The organism is Bradyrhizobium macuxiense (assembly GCF_007993935.1).
In the GTDB taxonomy this organism is placed as follows: Bacteria; Pseudomonadota; Alphaproteobacteria; order Rhizobiales; family Xanthobacteraceae; genus Bradyrhizobium; species Bradyrhizobium macuxiense_A.
Map to the genome: position 1 here is coordinate 142,606 of NZ_VITY01000016.1, position 18,050 is coordinate 160,655.

17 protein-coding genes are annotated in these 18,050 nt (G+C 60.4%); 10 read left to right on the forward strand and 7 right to left on the reverse strand.

The genetic code is table 11. The features are described from left to right. Positions 1 to 110: 110 nt before the first annotated feature. Together FBZ93_RS33710 and FBZ93_RS33715 are read left to right on the forward strand one after the other, a co-directional pair. A complete protein-coding gene (locus FBZ93_RS33710; RefSeq protein ID WP_146991723.1) occupies positions 111 to 1,367 on the forward strand; it encodes a helix-turn-helix domain-containing protein in 1,257 nt (418 codons plus the stop codon). Between the two features lie 44 nt (positions 1,368 to 1,411). Further along, complete coding sequence (locus tag FBZ93_RS33715; protein ID WP_146991724.1) at positions 1,412 to 1,876, forward strand: hypothetical protein; 465 nt, start codon at positions 1,412 to 1,414, stop codon at positions 1,874 to 1,876. A 748-nt stretch (positions 1,877 to 2,624) separates the two neighbouring features. Here the strand turns inward: FBZ93_RS33715 and FBZ93_RS33720 are convergent. From FBZ93_RS33720 to FBZ93_RS33740, 5 genes are all read right to left on the reverse strand, one after another. After that, positions 2,625 to 4,184 carry an ABC transporter permease/substrate-binding protein gene (locus tag FBZ93_RS33720; RefSeq protein WP_146991725.1) on the reverse strand — a complete coding sequence of 520 codons (1,560 nt, stop codon included), beginning with the start codon at positions 4,182 to 4,184 and terminating at the stop codon, positions 2,625 to 2,627. Next, positions 4,181 to 4,981, reverse strand: coding sequence for an ATP-binding cassette domain-containing protein (locus tag FBZ93_RS33725; RefSeq protein WP_146991726.1), 801 nt, complete (start codon positions 4,979 to 4,981; stop codon positions 4,181 to 4,183). Before FBZ93_RS33725 ends, FBZ93_RS33720 begins: the two co-directional genes overlap by 4 nt. 768 nt (positions 4,982 to 5,749) lie before the next feature. Further along, positions 5,750 to 6,487, reverse strand: a complete 738-nt coding sequence (locus FBZ93_RS33730; protein WP_283810871.1) for an OmpW/AlkL family protein — start codon at positions 6,485 to 6,487, stop codon at positions 5,750 to 5,752. 389 nt (positions 6,488 to 6,876) lie between these two features. Next, the gene (locus FBZ93_RS33735; protein WP_146991728.1) at positions 6,877 to 7,290 is read right to left on the reverse strand and encodes an ArsC/Spx/MgsR family protein; all 414 of its coding nucleotides are present in this window, start codon (positions 7,288 to 7,290) and stop codon (positions 6,877 to 6,879) included. 7 nt (positions 7,291 to 7,297) lie between these two features. Then, positions 7,298 to 7,732 carry a hypothetical protein gene (locus FBZ93_RS33740; RefSeq protein WP_146991780.1) on the reverse strand — a complete coding sequence of 145 codons (435 nt, stop codon included), beginning with the start codon at positions 7,730 to 7,732 and terminating at the stop codon, positions 7,298 to 7,300. Between the two features lie 435 nt (positions 7,733 to 8,167). On the opposite strand from FBZ93_RS33740, the gene nifH reads away from it, so the two are divergent. The 8 genes from nifH (at position 8,168) to FBZ93_RS33780 (ending at position 15,776) form a co-directional block, all read left to right on the forward strand. After that, positions 8,168 to 9,052 (forward strand): nitrogenase iron protein, encoded by an 885-nt coding sequence (nifH, locus tag FBZ93_RS33745; RefSeq protein WP_146991729.1) that lies wholly within the window; start codon positions 8,168 to 8,170, stop codon positions 9,050 to 9,052. Positions 9,053 to 9,194: 142 nt separating this feature from the next. Continuing rightward, complete coding sequence (locus FBZ93_RS33750; RefSeq protein ID WP_146991730.1) at positions 9,195 to 9,905, forward strand: nitrogen fixation protein NifQ; 711 nt, start codon at positions 9,195 to 9,197, stop codon at positions 9,903 to 9,905. 312 nt (positions 9,906 to 10,217) lie between these two features. Beyond that, positions 10,218 to 11,366 (forward strand): homocitrate synthase, encoded by a 1,149-nt coding sequence (gene nifV, locus FBZ93_RS33755; protein WP_146991781.1) that lies wholly within the window; start codon positions 10,218 to 10,220, stop codon positions 11,364 to 11,366. A 222-nt stretch (positions 11,367 to 11,588) separates the two neighbouring features. Beyond that, entirely contained in the window at positions 11,589 to 11,945 is a 357-nt protein-coding gene (gene nifW, locus FBZ93_RS33760) for a nitrogenase stabilizing/protective protein NifW (RefSeq protein WP_146991731.1), read from the forward strand. A gap of 481 nt (positions 11,946 to 12,426) precedes the next feature. Continuing rightward, positions 12,427 to 12,984 carry a hypothetical protein gene (locus FBZ93_RS33765; protein WP_146991732.1) on the forward strand — a complete coding sequence of 186 codons (558 nt, stop codon included), beginning with the start codon at positions 12,427 to 12,429 and terminating at the stop codon, positions 12,982 to 12,984. 14 nt (positions 12,985 to 12,998) lie between these two features. Next, a complete protein-coding gene (locus FBZ93_RS33770; RefSeq protein ID WP_146991733.1) occupies positions 12,999 to 14,108 on the forward strand; it encodes an electron transfer flavoprotein subunit alpha/FixB family protein in 1,110 nt (369 codons plus the stop codon). Between the two features lie 9 nt (positions 14,109 to 14,117). Next, the gene (locus FBZ93_RS33775) at positions 14,118 to 15,425 is read left to right on the forward strand and encodes an FAD-dependent oxidoreductase (protein WP_146991734.1); all 1,308 of its coding nucleotides are present in this window, start codon (positions 14,118 to 14,120) and stop codon (positions 15,423 to 15,425) included. A 51-nt stretch (positions 15,426 to 15,476) separates the two neighbouring features. Continuing rightward, positions 15,477 to 15,776, forward strand: coding sequence for a ferredoxin family protein (locus tag FBZ93_RS33780; RefSeq protein WP_146991735.1), 300 nt, complete (start codon positions 15,477 to 15,479; stop codon positions 15,774 to 15,776). A 1,143-nt stretch (positions 15,777 to 16,919) separates the two neighbouring features. On the opposite strand, the gene FBZ93_RS33790 is transcribed toward FBZ93_RS33780, so the two are convergent. Together FBZ93_RS33790 and FBZ93_RS33795 are read right to left on the reverse strand one after the other, a co-directional pair. Further along, positions 16,920 to 17,468: a carboxymuconolactone decarboxylase family protein gene (locus tag FBZ93_RS33790; protein ID WP_146991737.1), complete on the reverse strand. Its 549-nt coding sequence runs from the start codon at positions 17,466 to 17,468 to the stop codon at positions 16,920 to 16,922. A 6-nt stretch (positions 17,469 to 17,474) separates the two neighbouring features. Then, positions 17,475 to 18,029: a peroxiredoxin gene (locus tag FBZ93_RS33795; RefSeq protein WP_146991738.1), complete on the reverse strand. Its 555-nt coding sequence runs from the start codon at positions 18,027 to 18,029 to the stop codon at positions 17,475 to 17,477. Between the last annotated feature and the right edge of the window lie 21 nt (positions 18,030 to 18,050).

The window sequence follows — 18,050 nt, forward strand, 5'->3', positions numbered from 1 at the left end:
AGGTCAAAATTGACAAATTTAGGTGAATCGGGTAAAGGCTATTTGCCGGCTCCGGCGGAGGACGCTGGGGTTACCCCAGCGTCCTCCGCCGGAGCCAACCGGGAGAGAGCATGCCCCTCACGCAGCAGGAGTTAGGAAGGCGTCTAAGGGACGCCCGCGAAGCCGTGTCGTTTACCCAGGACCAAGTTGCCGACCATCTTGGTGTTTCGCGCTCGGCGATCGCACAGATCGAGCTTGGCAATCGTGCCGTTGGGAGCTTGGAGCTTGACCAACTGGCGCGGCTCTACGGGCGAGACATTCGCGAGTTCTTCTCGGAGGACTTCCGTCAGGAGACTGCTCTGGTTGCCTTCCGGCTTGCCGAGGCATTAGCTGATGAAAATGCCGCCGATGCGCTTCGCGACTGCATGTCTGTCAGTCGAGAGCTTACGCATCTCGAAAAACTGGTGGGAGCCAATCGTGATCTGGCTTCAATGGTCCGTTATGGAGTTCCCAGTCCTCGCTCTCGCTACGATGCAATTAGGCAAGGGAGTTCCGTGGCCGAACAAGAGCGGCGCCGTCTGGCCATAGGCGATGCTCCGATTGAAGATATCAATGAGCTCCTTCAAGCGCAGGGCGTGCGGACGGCGATGGTCAGCCTTCCTGAGGACGTTTCCGGCCTGACGCTCCTCGATCCTGATATTGGTCCGTTCGTCGCTGTGAACTGCGAAGAGCATATTCTTCGGCGGACCTTCTCGTTTGCCCACGAGTACGCACACGTACTTCTCGACTCGGATGTCAAGGGCACCATCAGCCGAAATAGTCAGAATACCGAACTCATGGAAGTTCGAGCCAATTCTTTCGCTGCAAACTTCTTGATGCCGGAGGGTGGAGTTCGCGAGTTCCTGGGGACCTTGGGAAAGGGCGGACAGGCGCGCCTGTTTGCCGAGACGCCAACGGGCGACGATAGTGCGATCGGGATTGAGGCACGTGGAACGGGCTCTCAGGAGGTGCGTCTCCACGATGTGGTCTTGTTGGCCCACCGCTTTGGCGTTAGTCGAACCGTCGCATTGTACCGGTTACGTAACCTGCACATCCTTTCAGACCGTGAACTGCAAGTGCTTCTGGCACAAGAGCGCGAAGGGAGAGGACGCGAATTAGAGCGACTGATGCGACTGCCGAAGCCCGCCCACGATGAAGAGCGATATCGCTTTCACTATCGCTTCCTGAGTTTGGCGCTCGAAGCCTATGAGCGCGAAGCGATCAGTCGTTCGAAGGTTGAAGAGCTCTTCGCGGCCGTGCTGAAGCAGCCGAAGTCGGCCATCTCTCTGGATGAGTTTCAATTGATTGAGCGAGAGAAGCCAACCGGCGTTTCCATTCCTGGGGGGTAGTATTGCCGCCGGTCCCGCGTCGCATCGTTGTCACGGATGCGAACGTGCTAATCAATCTGATCCATTCAGATGCACTGCGCCTGCTTGGATCAATTGATGGGTACGAGTTCCTTGTGCTCGAGGAGGTCGTTGCCGAGATCACCGTTCCCGAGCAGGCAGCAGCTTTGACAACGGCTTTTTCGCGCGGCTGGGCACAACGAGAACGTCTCAAAGACCTTCAAAGTCTCAGCTTGTTCGCCGAGCTATCCGCGATCATGGGCAAGGGAGAAGCGGCGTCACTCGCTGTGGCCGTCACGCGAAGCATTGATATCGCATGCGATGAAAAGAGGGTGTTTCGGCGCGAAGCAATCAAGCGATTGGGTGAACGTCGCATATTGACCACCCCCGGCATCTTCTTGCTCGCAATTCGAGCAGGTGTCATTTCGATCGAGGAGGCAGACCATGCAAAGGCCTTATTGGCCCAAAGACGGTTTGAAATGTCGTTCGCGTCATTTCGCGATGTTCTGTGATGTTGTGTCGCTACGACGTGATGCTCAGGATCGGCACTGTATGAGTGCTGCGGGCGTGGGGTAGAGTCGAGTTCCAAACAACCCGATTGACTGGCGCGAGGCAGGGTAGCTGCGATCTCGCGCAGGAGCTGCCCCTCCGAGCGGGCGAACAAGAGATCCGGCGAACGGCTGATGGTCCGTGAAAATGTTTTGGTCCTGGCAAGCGGACACTCCCGGCAATGAGGTCGCAACGCGGCAATCAGTATCGGCTTGAGGCGTGCAGACTCGGCCGCGATCTGAGTCTTGCTGGCGTCGGGTGCCGTACTCGCTCGACCCATGGTTCGATATCAAGCATCGCTCGCAGCTCGTCGTGCTGACTGAAGGAGAGCGGCACGCAGGCCGACAAAGCGCGTGCGATCGTGCGCGACCACGGTATCGTCCTGGGCGAACAGGAAAGGACGAGATCTCACAAGCAAACGTCCTCAGCTATCGTTAATTCTCATGGCGGCCGGCCGCTTGCCGCCTACCCCTACCACCGCGTTACTCCGCGAGCCCTTCTTGAGGGCACGAACGCACAGCATTCTGGCTCACCAGGCGCGAGGTCGACGTCGCGGCGGAAAAGAGCGGAGTCTACCGAATTCGACGTGTCTTCCATTTCCGCAGCGCGCCCAGATGTTCGAAATCGCGCGCCTTGGTGCAAGAGCTTCTGATGAGCCCGTCAGACTTCCTCCGCACAAAGTTGGCAATCGGCCAGCCGGAGGGCCTGCGCCTACTGCCCACCGATCCTCTGCCACAGCCAACGCGCCACCGCGGCGGGCGAGGAGTTCGCATTGCTGCCACTGGCGCGCAAATTGGCTTCGCGCATCGTCGCAATGTCGATCCGCTCAAGGAGCGGCTTCAGCGCCTCCTGCAATGCCGCATCATGCGCGCGCCGCGGTGCCAGCAGCAGGACCGCATCATAGGGCGGGATCGCGTGCTTGGGATCGGCCAGCGTCTCCAGGTCGTATTCCTTGATCCGCCCCTCGCTGGTATAGCCAGCGATGACGTCGACGTCGCCACTAGCCACTGCCGCATACATGAAATCCGGCTGCATCTGTCGTTGCCTGCGGAATGAGAGGCCGTAAGCCTTTTGCAGGGCGCTCCATTCGGGGCGCGAGAAGAACTCGTAGTCGCCCGCAATCGACAGCATCGGCGCGTGCGCAGCCAGGTCAGTGATTGAATGAATACCGAGTGCATCGGCGCGCTGCCGCGGCATCACCAGCGCATAAGCGTTCTCGAAACCCAGCGCACCGAGCAGGGTGACGTCCTGCTTTGCCAGGATCTCCTTCAACTCGGCAAGCAACCTTTCGCGCGGCGGCATATCGGTGCGGTGAAACTGGTTGAGCCACAGCGTGCCGGAATAATCCACATAGACGTCGATGTTGTTGGCCGCGAGCGCCTGGAAAATCACGCTGGAGCCGAGGCCTTCGCGCGTCGAGGCCTGCAATCCCGCCGCCTGCAGCCGCTGCTCGATCAGCGCGGAGAGCACATATTGCTCGGCAAACGTTTTGGCGCCAACGACGTAGGTCGACGGCGCCCGTGCCATCGAAGGTATCAGCGTGGCCGTGACCAGTACGGCGATCCCGACACTGCCGAGCATGGTGTGGAGGCGCTTGCGCTCGCGCAATCCACGTTCGATGAGCGTCAAGAATTGATCGACCGCGAGCGCCAGCAGCGCCGAGGCGACGCAGCCGAACAGCACGAGCACCCAGTTCTGGGTCTGTAATCCGGCGAAGATGTAGTTGCCGAGGCTGGTCTGCCCGATCGGCGTCGATAATGTCGCGGTCCCGATCACCCACACCGCCGAAGTGCGGATGCCGGCCATGATCACCGGCAGCGCCAACGGCAATTCCACCGTGAACAGCGATTGCCGCGGCGTCATGCCGACCCCTTGCGCCGCTTCAAGCAGCGCGGGATCGACGCCGTTCAGCCCGGTGATGGTGTTGCGCAGCACCGGGAGCATGGAATAGAGCGCCAGCGCCAGCATAGCGGGCAAAAATCCGAACGCGGAAAAGTCGAAGCCGAACCAGCGAAGCGTCAACGACGCAATGGCGAGCAGAAGCGGGTAGAACAGCGCGAGCAGCGCCAGTCCCGGCACGGTCTGGACGACGCTGGCGAGGCCCAGCAGGATGCCGCGGATCACGGCATGGTTGCGTGCGAGGATTGCGAGCGGCAGGCTGATCACGAGCCCGAGCGCCAGCGCTGCCAGGCTGACCTGAACATGGCTGCCGAGGTAGTCCGGCAGGTGCGCCGCCGCGTCGCGCCAGCGGGGGTCGGCCAGGAAACTCATCCCGCACTTGCTCCCGGGAGCAGGGCGTTCAGCCGCTCGGCCTGCCGCCTGGGCGTGCGCAACAGCTCCGCCACATAGGGTTCGTTGTCGTTTGACAGCTCAGCCGGCTGGCCTTGCGCCACAACCCGTCCGGCCCGCATCACCGCGATGCGATCGGCAAGCAGCAAGGCCGCCGTCATGTCGTGAGTGACCATGACCGTGGTCAAGGCGAGCCTGCGATGCAGGGCGCGGTATTCGTCGCCGAGGGTGTCGCGGGTCAGCGGATCGAGCGCGCCGAAGGGTTCGTCCATCAGCATGATACGAGGCCGGGCGGCGAGCGCCCGCGCCACGCCGACACGCTGCTGCTGCCCGCCCGACAGTTCATGCGGAAGGCGATCGCGATGGAGGGAGCAATCGAGTCGCACCAGCTCGAGGAGTTCATCGACCCGCGCGGCGATCTCGGCGGCGGGCCAGCCGAGCAGTCTCGGCGTGACGGCGATATTATCGGCGACGCGCATATGCGGAAACAGCCCGCCGCTCTGGAACACGTAGCCCATGCGCCGGCGCAAGCGCACCGGATCGACGTCGCGCACGTCCTCGCCCTCCACCATGACGCGGCCGCTGTCGGGGGCGAGCAGGCGGTTGGCGAGCCGCAGCAGGGTGGATTTGCCGGAGCCGGAGGCGCCGACGATCGCCAGGAATTCCCCCGCGGCAATATCGAGCGAGACATCGTCTACGGCCGCGACGCGTTCGGCGTCATGACCGTTGGCAAAGCTCTTCCTGACATGGGCGTAGGCGATCAGCGGTGCGAGTGCCATGGTTGGACTGGACCAGTGCGCTAGTCTCTCGAATCCGAAGTTCGCTTCATTCTGTGGTGGACACGTTAGCGAACTTCGGATTCGAAGGACACTGGCAAGCTTATGCGGCCCGCCGTGACGCGCGGCAAGACGCTTGGTGGTCTAAGACTTCGAAATTGGTAGTGGGCTGCTGGCATTTCGGTACGAAACGTACCGTTATGACTTCATTGGAATACGCTTGCCGAGGGGCCGCGCTCGTTCGTCCGTGCCGTACAAAGTCCGTTCGCGCGGCGATCGCGAACAATCTGCCAGCGTAACGTCCTCCAAGGAATGTAACGGATTATTGCACGTATTGATCTGAACAGGCGGTTCATTGGACCCAGCACTCGACGAATTCTGCGCCCGTGCGCTTCCGCATGCTCAAGCTAAGATCACCAAACAACACGAGAGCAGGGGTGCCATTTCCTTCAACATCGAGCGCTGCAACAAGTATTCCAAAACTTCGCCATTGAGATGATCAATCGCCCAACGGCAGAATTTGCGGCGTCTTAAGGAAGCTTGATCCGTCCTCGCTTTGATCTTGGGCGCGAACTTAATCGATCACTCTTAACGCAATTCGATCGCATCTGTTACCTCGTGCTGGCTTCGTCAATTGCGCACAACCGAAGCGAATGCGGCGTCGGGCCCGGCTCCCGGCGCTGCGCGTGATGACGCTTCTTCGAATCGTCACCTCGCTCGACCTCCTCGTGTAAGTAAATCTATTCGACTTTCTCGGATCGTGCTCTTGACTCAGAACTTATACGTGACGCCGCCACTGACCAGCCATGGGTCGATATTAGCGCGCCCGGTGACGGGGATCGCGCCGTTTACGGTCGCCGAATAATCCGGCCGCAGCCACAACTTCTTCACGTCAAAGTTGAGACCCCAGTGGCGATCGAGCATGTAGTCGAAGCCGAATTGGATCGCGGGGCTAACTGTGTTGTTGACGTGTAAATCTGTCACCATCAGGCCCGCAAACGGCGCCTTGGCCGCGGATTGGTGGAGGAACGCGGTGTAGTTGATGCCGGCGCCGATATACGGCTTGAACGGGCCGAATTGAGTGAAGTGATATTGCAGGGTCAGCGTCGGCGGCAACAGCGACGTTTTGCCGATATCAAGTCCGCTCAGCATCCCAGTTCCGCTGATCTGATGTCTGGTCACGGCGAGAATGAGTTCAGCGGAGACGTTGGGGGTGAAGAAATAGGTGATGTCGAGCTCCGGTACGACTCGATCGCTGATCGAGAGCCCGGAATTCGGTGACGACAGGGGCGGCACGGCGCCGACATTGACCGAGCTGCCTTCGGAATCCGGCAGCACGCCGAGCACGCGCAGGCGGATCATGAGGGGATTGAAGGGTTCGACCAATGGAGGTCTAGCGTAGACCCGCGCCGGTGCGAGATCCACAGCGTGTAGCGACATGGCGCCTCCGTCGACCGCTGCCGCAAGCAGGAGCAGGGACGCCTTCGTCAGAATTGTTTTCGCTTTCATCAAAGTCTCCATTCCTAAGTCCGCGTGGATAGTCACGCGAGCCCTCTGTCACATGATCGGGATGGCGAGGGATTTGATGCGGATCAAATCGACCGGCTCACGGACGCAATTAAGTCGCTTAGTCGCTAAGTCGCGTCGGTAATGCGCGGTTGAAGTTTCTCAAGCTTGCATTGCGCCTGTCATGTCCTGCCGCATGCGCGGAAGGTTCGCTTTGCGCGACGCACAGATCTGCCCCGAGCGGTCTCTCTCCCGACCTGCAGCGCTTGATAGAGCCACCTCTCATCTTCCAATCTTCTCAGCGAGCGTTGCGCGTCGCGCGCGTCCGCAAAGAACGAGGAGAGGGAGCGTCGGTCTTGTCTATCGGCATGGCCGGAGTTTGTGCAATCGTCTCACTTGGACGGACAGTCCATGAGCGTTCCCTCGCGCGAGCATCCTTCGAGATCATCCGGCGCGGTCCGCCCAAGCAGCGACAGCACGGGCTCACGATCAAATCCCGCGCATCTTTCGCCGTCGGCGTCGATCAGAGGGCGTCGGATCAAAAGTGGATCGCCGAGCATCAGCGCAAGTGCGCTCGCCGCATCGATCGTGTCGGGATTGACGTCGCCTGACTTGATGCGCGGCGCGGCACGGTTGAACCAGGATGCGACCGGCGTATGTCCGAAGAACGAGCGCAGTTCCTCCGTGCGCCACGGCTCTTTCAAGATGTCCTTGGCAATCACGCGGTGGCCTGCGGCCGTCAGCGAGCGGATTTGTCGGGCGTTGGTGACGCAGCCGCCCTTTTGATAGAAGATGATCGTTGCCACGGCTCACCTATTCGAGCGCGCCAGGCTGAGCGATCGGCGCGACGCCACCGCATTCGAGAACGGCATCGACCTTGTTGCGGACTGCTGTCAAGGTCGATGGCTTGCCGCGCACGTCAGGCGCGCCGTCCGTGATGCCGCCGACCGTGGTGGCCTCGTCTGATGCGTCGCAGACGATCGGGATTCGAACGCCAGGACATTGGGCCGCCATTTCGCCGATCGGCGCCGGCTCCTTTTGCTCCAAAAGACAGCCGCCGAGCAGCACCACATTCGGTTCCGGCCAATCGACGCCCCTGGCAGGAGCGTTTTCCGGCGTTGTAAGCTGGTGCGTCTCGATTCCATCATGCGACATGAATCGCAGGGCCGCGCGGGCGATCTCGTCATCATCGATCACGAACACCGGTCGCTGGTCCATCCATGTTGATGTTTCGCTCCCGACCTGCATTGTCGCGTTCCTCCGCCAACGATCCACCGCAAAGACCGATTGGCAATTCCCGTTCCACGCTTGAATGCATCGAAAGTGCCCGCGGCAAGCCGGCCTTGACCCGTTTGATGCTTGCGATGCTTGTTCGGTTTCCGACAGGCGCACGAGTCCTGTCAGGTAAAAAGCAGCAGGGACCTTCCGCCGGATAAGCCGGGATCTTCCGCCGGGTCGTGAGTTTGCAGAACGTATTCAGGCGCTTAACGAGCACGGATAGGCGTTGGCACGGCCGTTGCTATAGGGATGACGCAACACTGAGTGAGGGCTGAGTGCACGCAGACGCACAAGACGAGCGATGCGCTCCTTCCCTTGAACCCGTGGCCCCCGTTTCTGAGAAAGAAACAAGCTCGCGCACAGAGCAGCGCGCAATGTTTGGCAAATCGGTTGATGGAGAGCAACATGTCTTCACTGAGGCAAATCGCATTCTACGGCAAGGGCGGCATCGGAAAATCGACCACCTCGCAGAACACGCTGGCAGCGCTCGCGGAGATGGGTCAAAAGATCCTGATTGTGGGCTGTGATCCAAAGGCGGACTCGACCCGCCTGATCCTGCATGCCAAGGCGCAGGACACGATCTTGAGTCTGGCAGCGAACGCCGGCAGTGTCGAGGACCTCGAACTCGAGGACGTGATGAAGATCGGCTACAAGGACATCCGCTGCGTGGAGTCGGGCGGGCCCGAGCCGGGTGTCGGCTGTGCGGGGCGCGGCGTCATCACCTCGATCAATTTCCTGGAGGAGAACGGCGCTTACGAAGGCATTGACTATGTCTCTTACGACGTGCTCGGCGACGTTGTCTGCGGCGGCTTTGCAATGCCAATCCGCGAGAACAAGGCGCAGGAGATCTATATCGTGATGTCCGGTGAGATGATGGCGATGTACGCCGCCAACAACATCTCCAAGGGCATTCTGAAATATGCCAACTCCGGCGGTGTGCGGCTGGGCGGCCTGGTCTGCAATGAGCGGCAGACCGATAAGGAGCTGGAACTGGCGGACGCGCTGGCCAAGAAGCTTGGAACCACGCTGATCTATTTCGTGCCGCGCGACAACATCGTCCAGCATGCGGAATTGCGCCGGATGACGGTGCTGGAGTATGCGCCGGACTCTCAGCAGGCCGATCACTATCGCAATCTCGCGACCAAGGTCCACAACAATGGCGGCAAAGGCGTCATCCCGACGCCCATCTCCATGGACGAGCTCGAGGACATGCTGATGGAGCACGGCATCATGAAGGCGGTTGACGAGTCCATAGTCGGCAAGAGCGCCGCCGAACTCGCTGCCTCGTAAAGGTGGCGACTCGTGGCCTCGTAAGGGCGCGCGAGCGGGTGCCGGTCTCCCCAATTTCCCCCATCCCCGGGAGACCGGCATTCCGGCGAGAGCGCGGTGGGATACGCCGGCACATACTTGGACCCGCGGTGGAAAGGCCGGCATGTTTGAAGCGAAGTTGCCTCCGCTGTTGATTGGTGGTGCGATCGGCGCGAGCGAAGACGTGCATAAGGGAATTGCAACCTACCGCCTGCTGACTGGGGTTCCCCCCGCAGACGCCGAGATAGCTGCCGACAGTGATTTCGATCGCCACGTGCTGGCGTCTATTCTGGCGGCTGCCTCGATGGACGGTGGCCCACTTCCCGAGAAGGCCGGCCTGGCTGGCCATGAACTGGCGGCGTTGCTGGAACAGTACTTCCCGTCGATTGAGATCAAAACCGAACAGTCGTGTTCTGAGTCCAATGTGACCGACGAGGTCGCAATGGTGCGTGATCTCTTGCTCGCGCGACGGTCGACGGAAGGGGATATTGGCCGCTGGCTGGCTGCGATGATCGCGCGACGCGCCATCGAGCCGGATCACTTATGGGAAGACCTCGGATTGCGCAACCGAGGCGAACTCTCTCGGCTTCTAAGTCGCCATTTTGCGCCGCTCGCGGCGTGCAATATCAACAATATGCGATGGAAGCGGTTCTTCTATCGCACGCTATGCGAGGACGAGGGCCTCGTGATGTGTACGACGCCGGTGTGCACGCAATGCAACGACTTCAACGTCTGTTTTGGCGATGAAAGCGGTGAGAGCCGGATGGCCGAGCGCCGGCGCGACGTTCTGTTGCAGGCGGCGAGCCCGATCGTCGCCGGTGACTGGCCCATCTGAGGCGGGCGCGGGATCATCTGTTGGCCGGCTTTCCAGTCGATGACTGCCCAGGCTTCGCGACCAGGAGCCGACCCGTGTGGCAAGCCCGGGTCGACCCCCGCTCAGGGAGGCGCAAGTCAACTTGACGAGCTTGTTCTGCTACGATGTCGCGTTTGCGACAATCCAATCCCGACAAAAACCACATATCGGTCAATCGGTTGATGTGGTCGCCGGCGTGGCATGCCGGTTGCTGAAGCACATTCCGTGGTCAGACATAGCAAGGAGTTCCTCGTGATCGTTGCCGCAACTGTTGCCAAACCGTCGTGGTCCGAGATGGCGCCGGCCAAGCCGATCGTGCTCAACGACACGACATTGCGCGATGGCGAGCAGGCGCCTGGCGTTGCGTTTACCGCCGAAGAAAAGCTGGCGATCGCGCGGGCGCTGGCGCGGGCCGGGGTCACCGAAGTCGAGGCCGGAACGCCCGCCATGGGCAGTGAGGAGATCTCGGCCATCCGCGCCATCGTCGAAGCCGGTCTCCCGCTCACCACCATTGGCTGGTGCCGGATGCGAGAGGCCGATGTCGATGCGGCGATCGAGGCGAAGGTATCCATGGTCAATATGTCGATCCCGGCCTCCGACGTGCAGATCGCGGCCAAGATTGGCGGAAATCGCGAATTGGCGCTGGAGCAGATGAAGCGAGTGGTTGGCTACGCCTGTGAGCGAGGGCTCAAGGTCGCTGTCGGCGGCGAGGACTCCTCCCGTGCCGATGTCGAGTTTCTCATCAGACTGGTCGCAACTGCAAAGGCGGCAGGTGCGCGGCGCTTTCGCATTGCCGATACGCTCAGCGTGCTTGATCCAGATTCAGCTTACGCGCTGGTCGGACATTTGCGTGCGGCCACTGATCTCGAGCTCGAGTTTCACGGTCACGACGATCTCGGGCTTGCGACCGCCAACACGCTCGCTGCCATCAAAGCCGGTGCGAGCCATGCCTCGGTGACGGTCATTGGGCTCGGCGAGCGTGCGGGCAACGCGCCGCTGGAGGAGGTCGCAGTCGCGCTCAAACAGCTCTACGGACGACAGACCAGCATCATACTTCCGGAGCTCGAGAACGTCGCTGCGGTGGTCGCGGCCGCGGCAGCACGTGCGATTCCTCTGAACAAGGCGATCGTAGGTGAGCATGTATTCACCCACGAATCCGGCATTCATGTCGACGGTCTGTTGAAGGATCAACACACCTATCAGTGGCTTGACCCCCATTTGCTAGGTCGCTCCAACCGTTTTGTGATCGGCAAACATTCTGGACTTTCGGCGATCACAACGCTGCTCGACGAATTGCAGCTTGCCGCCAGCGCCGATGAGGCAAGACAGATTCTGTCGCGGGTACGGAAATATGCCGTTGAGAACAAGCTGCCGGTCGAGCGCGAGACATTGGTTGCGATTTGGCGCGACGTCTGTGAACGCTCATTGAGCCATCGCGCGTGAGGCCACGTCCAGCATTGTCCCCGCCGGCCATTGCAGGCGTCCAGGTGGCCGACCTCGCGCGGCGCCTCGAGGAGGCGATGCAGTGCTACTCGACCGCCTCGCGTTTCTGAAGCCTTGGGTGGGCGATACGTTGGGGCACTGCAAGGCAAGGTACGGCAGGATTGTGCGGCTGCGCCGGATCCCGGCCGCACGCCGGCGGCTTAACAGAAGGAAGAGTTTTCGATGAGCGACACACGGGCGACAGCCGGCATCATGGAGCGGCTCAACGCGGCCGCTTCAGCAGAGGAGTTTTTTGCGCTCCTTGACGTCGGTTACGACCCCAAAATCCTCAACGTCGCACGCCTGCATATCCTGGGGCGCATGGGGCAATATCTCGCCAAAGAACAATTCGCCGGCGTCTCGGAACCAGAGGTCATGGCCCGGTGCAAGGCAATGCTGGAGCAGGCCTATGCCGATTTCGTGGTGTCGTCACCAATCGACCAGCGAGTGTTCAAGGTTTTGAAGGATGCGGTCGCAGAGCCCAAGAACGCAGAGCCAAAGAAGTCCGCCGCCTTCGTGCCATTGAGTGTCCTGAAGTAGCCGCGCCGTCACCTCGGTGCGGATTGTTCCCGCGCCACGTTGCTGTTACGGCCCAGTTGTGCGGTCTTCGTCTTCATCAAGGTCAACTCTCTGCACCAATGCGCAAGGCGGCGTTGTTGGATTCGCGACCATGTCAGGAGTTGTCGTGCCGGTGATGTTGTAGGTTATCTTCACCAAATCATCTCAAACCATTGCTTTGACGTCTGATTTTCGATGGCGCCACGATTGGTACGACACTTGCTGTTCTGCTGCCAAGTCTGTCGTTGACGACGGCTCTGCCGACCTTTTGTTCCAGATGAGATTTGGAGGAAGATCAATGACGTTGCCTTTGCTGCTCACTGCCAGTGCCGCGATCATCTCCTGGATCACGCTCGCGCTAGCTCCGTTCGCAATTGCCTTCGACGTAATCGAGGTCAGGGATTGAGCGGGAGGTGGCGATCCATCGGTAACTCAAGCATCCACGCGACCGTCTGGAGAAGGCATGCATACGGCCGTCTGCATCAAGCACGTCACTGATTTTGCGCTGATCTTCCAACACCCCATGACCGGCAGCATCATGTGTCAGGAGGACAGATCATCATGGTGGTGTGCGATTTCTTTGCACCGGAAGACGTGCACCAATTACACGACGGGTTCGGCGATAAGATTACCGCGCTCACCACAGTCAGCGCGTAGCGTCAGGTCGAAGGCGGCGCGCGAGTGTTGCGCACAAATCGGCGCTGCCTGGTCAACGATGCTGGAAGCGATGAGCCGGACTGGTCGCGGCGGCACGGCCGACGCCGTGCGGCTGGCGCGGGCGCCGGCGGTGACATGGGGCGCGAAGGAGGCCGGAGCCAAGGACATCTTCAAACATGACCTGTCGAAACGTGACCTGTGCGGCAACCGGCCATGGCCGAGCGCTCCGTTTTGCGCTGGGGCCGCACCGGGAAGGCGGAGCCGGTGGCGGCAGCCGAGAAACCGGTCCGGCGCTGATCAATCCATCTTCAAGGGGCAACCGAAGCTAGAGCGCGATCCTGTGGCGCAGGCGCGCTGGTTTTGAGGGAATTCAAAGGTATGAGCAACGTCACCAAAGCTGCCACGCCGGCCGTGGGCGGCCGTGCCGCAGCCAGAAGAGAATTGCCGGAGCACTTTAAGGCCTATAAGCACGTCTGGGTCTTCGTCGAGCAGGAGCGCGGCCAGGTACATCCCGTTTCCTGGGAGCTCATGGGGGCGGGCCGCAGGCTTGCCGACAAGCTGAAGGTTGATCTCGCCGCAATCGTAATCGGTCCGGAGGGGGAGGCGACGCGCAATGCCGCGCTCGAATCGTTCTGCTATGGCGCCGATCTGAGCTATCTCGTGCCCGACAACATTCTGTCGGAGTATCGCAATGAATCCTATACCAAGGCGCTGACCGAACTTGTCAACGCCTACAAGCCAGAGATCTTGCTGCTCGGCGCCACCACGCTCGGCCGCGATCTGGCGGGATCTGTCGCGACGACGCTCCTGACAGGGCTGACCGCCGACTGCACCGAGCTCGACGTCGATGCTGATGGTTCGCTTGCGGCCACACGTCCGACCTTTGGCGGCTCGCTGCTCTGCACGATCTACACCTTGAATTATCGGCCGCAGATGGCAACCGTCCGCCCGCGCGTCATGCCGATGCCCGAACGTGTCGAGCGCGATGCGGCCCGCATCGTTATCCACCCGCTTGGTCTCGTTGAGGACGACATCGTCACCAAGGTGCTGTCGTTCATTCCGGACCGCGATTCCGAAACGTCCAATCTTGCCTACGCCGATGTCGTGGTCGCCGGCGGCTTGGGGCTGGGATCGCAGGACAACTTCCACCTGGTGCGCCAGCTCGCAACGGTCCTCGGCGCCGAGTATGGTTGCTCGCGCCCTCTGGTGCAAAAGGGCTGGGTCTCGACCGACCGGCAGATTGGCCAGACCGGCAAGACCATTCGGCCAAAGCTCTATATCGCTGCCGGCATATCCGGCGCGATCCAGCACCGGGTCGGCGTCGAAGGCGCCGATCTGATCGTCGCAATCAATACCGACAAGAATGCGCCGATATTCGATTTCGCCCATATCGCCATCGTCAACGACGCCCTGCAGCTGTTGCCGGCGCTGACGGCCGCATTTCGAGCGCGGCTTTTGCCGCATTCGCGCGCCCGGATCGCGAGTTAGGAGATTGTCATGATCGAGGAGAGGTTCGACGCAATCGTGGTCGGCGCCGGGATGGCAGGCAACGCGGCGGCACTGACCATGGCCAAGCGCGGCATGAAGGTCCTGCAGCTCGAGCGCGGCGAATACGCCGGATCGAAGAATGTGCAGGGTGCAATCCTCTATGCCGACATGATGGAAAAGCTGATACCGGACTTTCGCGAGGAGGCGCCGCTCGAACGTCACTTGGTCGAACAACGGTTCTGGATGATGGACGATCGCTCCCACCTTGCCATGCAGTATCGCTCCGAGGACTTCAACGAGGAGCGGCCGAACCGCTATACCATCATTCGCGCGCAGTTCGATAAATGGTTCTCATCAAAAGTGCGGGAGGCTGGCGCGACCGTATTATGCGAGACGACAGTCACGGAGCTCGCGCGAGACGATCATGGAAGGGTGATTGGCGTTCGTACAGATCGCCGCGACGGCGAGATACACGCCGACGTCGTGGTGCTGGCCGAAGGGGTTAATGGCCTGCTTGGGACGCGTGCGGGCCTGCGCGCGCGGCCTGAGCCCGACAAGGTGGCATTGGCGGTGAAGGAAATGCACTTCTTGCCGCGCGAGACGATCGAGGCTCGCTTCAATCTCGAGGGCGACGAAGGGCTCGTGATTGAGGCCGCGGGCACCATTTCCCGCGGCATGACCGGAATGGGTTTCATCTATGCCAACAAGGAGTGCATTTCGCTCGGTATCGGTTGCCTTGTCGCCGACTTCCAGCGCAGCGGTGAGACGCCCTACGGGTTGCTCGATCACTTCAAGAGGCATCCGTCCGTGGCGCCGCTGATCGCAGGCTCCGAGGTCAAGGAATATTCCGCCCATCTCATTCCTGAGGGCGGCTACAAGGCGATCCCGCAGCTCTATGGCGAAGGATGGGTGGTGGCAGGCGACGCGGCGCAGCTCAACAACGCCGTCCATCGCGAAGGTTCCAATCTTGCGATGACCTCAGGCCGGATCGCCGCCGAAACAATCTTCCAGGTGAAATCGCGTGGCGATCGCATGACTGCAAAAAATCTGTCGCTCTACAAGAAGATGCTGGATGATTCCTTCGTCATCAAGGATCTCAAGAAATACAAGGATTTGCCGACGCTGATGCACACCAATTCGCAAAACTTTTTCCTCACCTATCCGCAACTCCTCTCAAGGGCGATGCAGAACTTTGTGCGTGTCGATGGTACGCCAAAGGCCGAGAAGGAGAAGATGACACTGAAATCCTTTGTCAAGGCGCGGTCGTGGACAGGTCTGTTCGGCGATGCATTCCGTTTCGCTCGCGCCTGGCGCTGACCAAGGTCGAACCGGACAAACAAAGTCGAGCCGAACAAAGGAGGCTAAAACATGAATGCCGAGCTGCCCTCAGTGCGCGTCGAGGACAAACTGTACTACAACCGGTATCTTGTCGACGTCGGCCGACCCCACGTCAAGGTCCGCGCGCACACGACGCCTTCGCCGCAGCTCCTTGCACTTTTGAAAGCGTGCCCCGCGCGCTGCTACGAGCTCAACGACAAGGGGCAGGTCGAAGTCACCGTCGACGGCTGCATCGAGTGTGGCACCTGCCGCGTCATCGGCGAGCCGACCGGCGACATCGAATGGAGTTATCCGCGCGGTGGATATGGCGTGCTATTCAAGTTTGGATGAGGGGATCAAAGATCGCGGTGTGACGCCATTGAGCGAGACGATCCCGCCACGGCTTCAATTCGCCTATCACTGGCTTGAGGCCGCCAGGCGGCATAGTTACTCCAGGTCGAAATCCGGCGAGCTCAGGCACAGCGAAGGCGTGGCAGCGCCACTTTCTCAACTCGAGTTGGCGCGCACATCTGTTCGAACTTACCGGCCACACATGCGCGGGGACAAACCGAGGTGTTCCGGAGATCATATGAAATTGGCTTATACCAAGCAGCATCAAACGAGCAGGCTTCCTTGGTCAGTGTCCGGAAGGCAATAAAGCCGTCGCGACCAGAGCGCAGGAAAATCCTTATCACCTGCCATACCCAACTGTGCTCATCGCGCGGCTTCCATAGCCCTTCCTTCAGATAGCGATCGAAAGACGTTCCTCAACTACGACATCAGAGGATTGGCAGAGCGCAGCATATGAGAACGTTGTGCGGGTTAACCTGCTGCGGCCGCAGTCCCGCTTTCAATCGCCGAGATTCGGATCCGCGAACGCGATCGGAAGCCGAGCCCAATGCGCCATCGGAAACCTGCGCTGTGGCGCGCTTGGTAACAATCTCCAAGCCAACCCTGACCTAGCGTCAGATTTGCATTCCGCGTTCGTGCTGTTAGGTTGAGAGCGGCTGGGGGCCAATCTTAGGTAACGCTCGAATGAAAAAATGGTTGTTTGTGACTGCGAGCGCCGTGGCGCTTGCAGCGGCGGTTCCGACTTTCGTTGCTGAGGCCGCCGGACCGGTCGACAGCAATGCGCAGGTCGTGAATGAGTCGGATATTTGCAGCGCCAGCCCGGAGATGGCTTGGCTCTGCCGAACCTTTTATTGCTTATGCGACCCGCAGTGCAAACTATAATGAACTAACAAAATCAATCTGGCAGAAATTGAGGATAGTGTCCTAGTACACTGGCCGCTTGAGGGCATAGCGGCCCCGTCCTCTTCCCGTGGGGCACTGTCAGATGATGCAAGGCGTGCCATTTTCAGTGTTCTCTCGATCGCCAATTCCGCTCGAGCGATTCAGGCCTCGTTCACGAAGGGGTGAGGGTAGCCTCTGGGCAAGCATCGAGTTCCGAATGCTGCCCTCACCCACCTGGAAAGAGCGGGCAGTGAGGTTAGATCACCCCGTCGTCGGAGCAGCGCCGTGCCCCGCCGCTTCGATCGCAACTGCCGCCGACTGCACGATGGCTGCAAAACGCGCCGCAGTCTGGATCGTCTCAGTACTGACGCCTGCCGCACGTAGCGCCTTCTCGTGCGCGTCAATACAGGCGCCGCAGCCGTTTATGGCCGATACCGCCAAGGACCACAGTTCGAAATCTGACTTGTCCACGCCGGGATTGCTGATCACGTTCATCCGCAGCCGCGCCGGCATCATCTTGTACTCCGGGTTGGTGGCGAGGTGAACGAAGCGGTAGTAGACGTTGTTCATCGCCATCACGGAAGCTGCCGATCTCGCTGCCGCGATCGCGACTGGGGTCATCACGGCGGCGGCAGCCGATTCCATCGCGGCGATCACGGCCGGATTGCGGGTGGCTATCGCGCTCGCCAACAGTAGCCCATACTGGCGCTGCGGCGACAGCGTCTCATCGGCGACCATCGACATCAGGTTGAGCCTGATGTCCTTTGCGAAGTCGGGGATTTGTTCCTTCAACTGCTCGATCGACAACATGCTGCCTCAAGCAACGTTCAGCGTTTCGCCGCCGATCTCGCGATTGCACGGGCAGAGTTCGTCGGTCTGCAGCGCGTCCAGAACGCGCAGCGTGTCCTTGGGGCTGCGGCCGACATTGAGATTCGTCGCGTAGACATGTTGGATGGTATTGTCAGGATCAGTGATAAAGGTATAGCGGTAGGCGACGCCCTCGGGCGAACGCACCCCAAGGCCATCGACCAGCGCCCCTGTGGTATCGGCAAATTGCCAGATCGGCAGATTGTGCAGGTCCTGGTGTGCGCGTCGCCAGGCGAGCTTGCAGAACTCGTTGTCGGTCGAACCGCCCAGTACGACCGCATCGCGGTCGGCAAAATCCTTGGATAGCCGGGCAAACTCGGCGATCTCGGTCGGGCAGACGAACGTGAAATCCTTCGGGTAGAAGAAGATGATCTTCCATTTCCCGGAAAAGCTGTCTTCAGTCAACGTTTCGAATGCACTCTGTCCTTCTTCCTCTGGCGCGTGAAAGCCAGGCTTTACGCCTGTGATTTCGAACGACGGCAACTTGCTTCCAATTCCAAGCATATTGTCCTCCCAAGTTCGTCT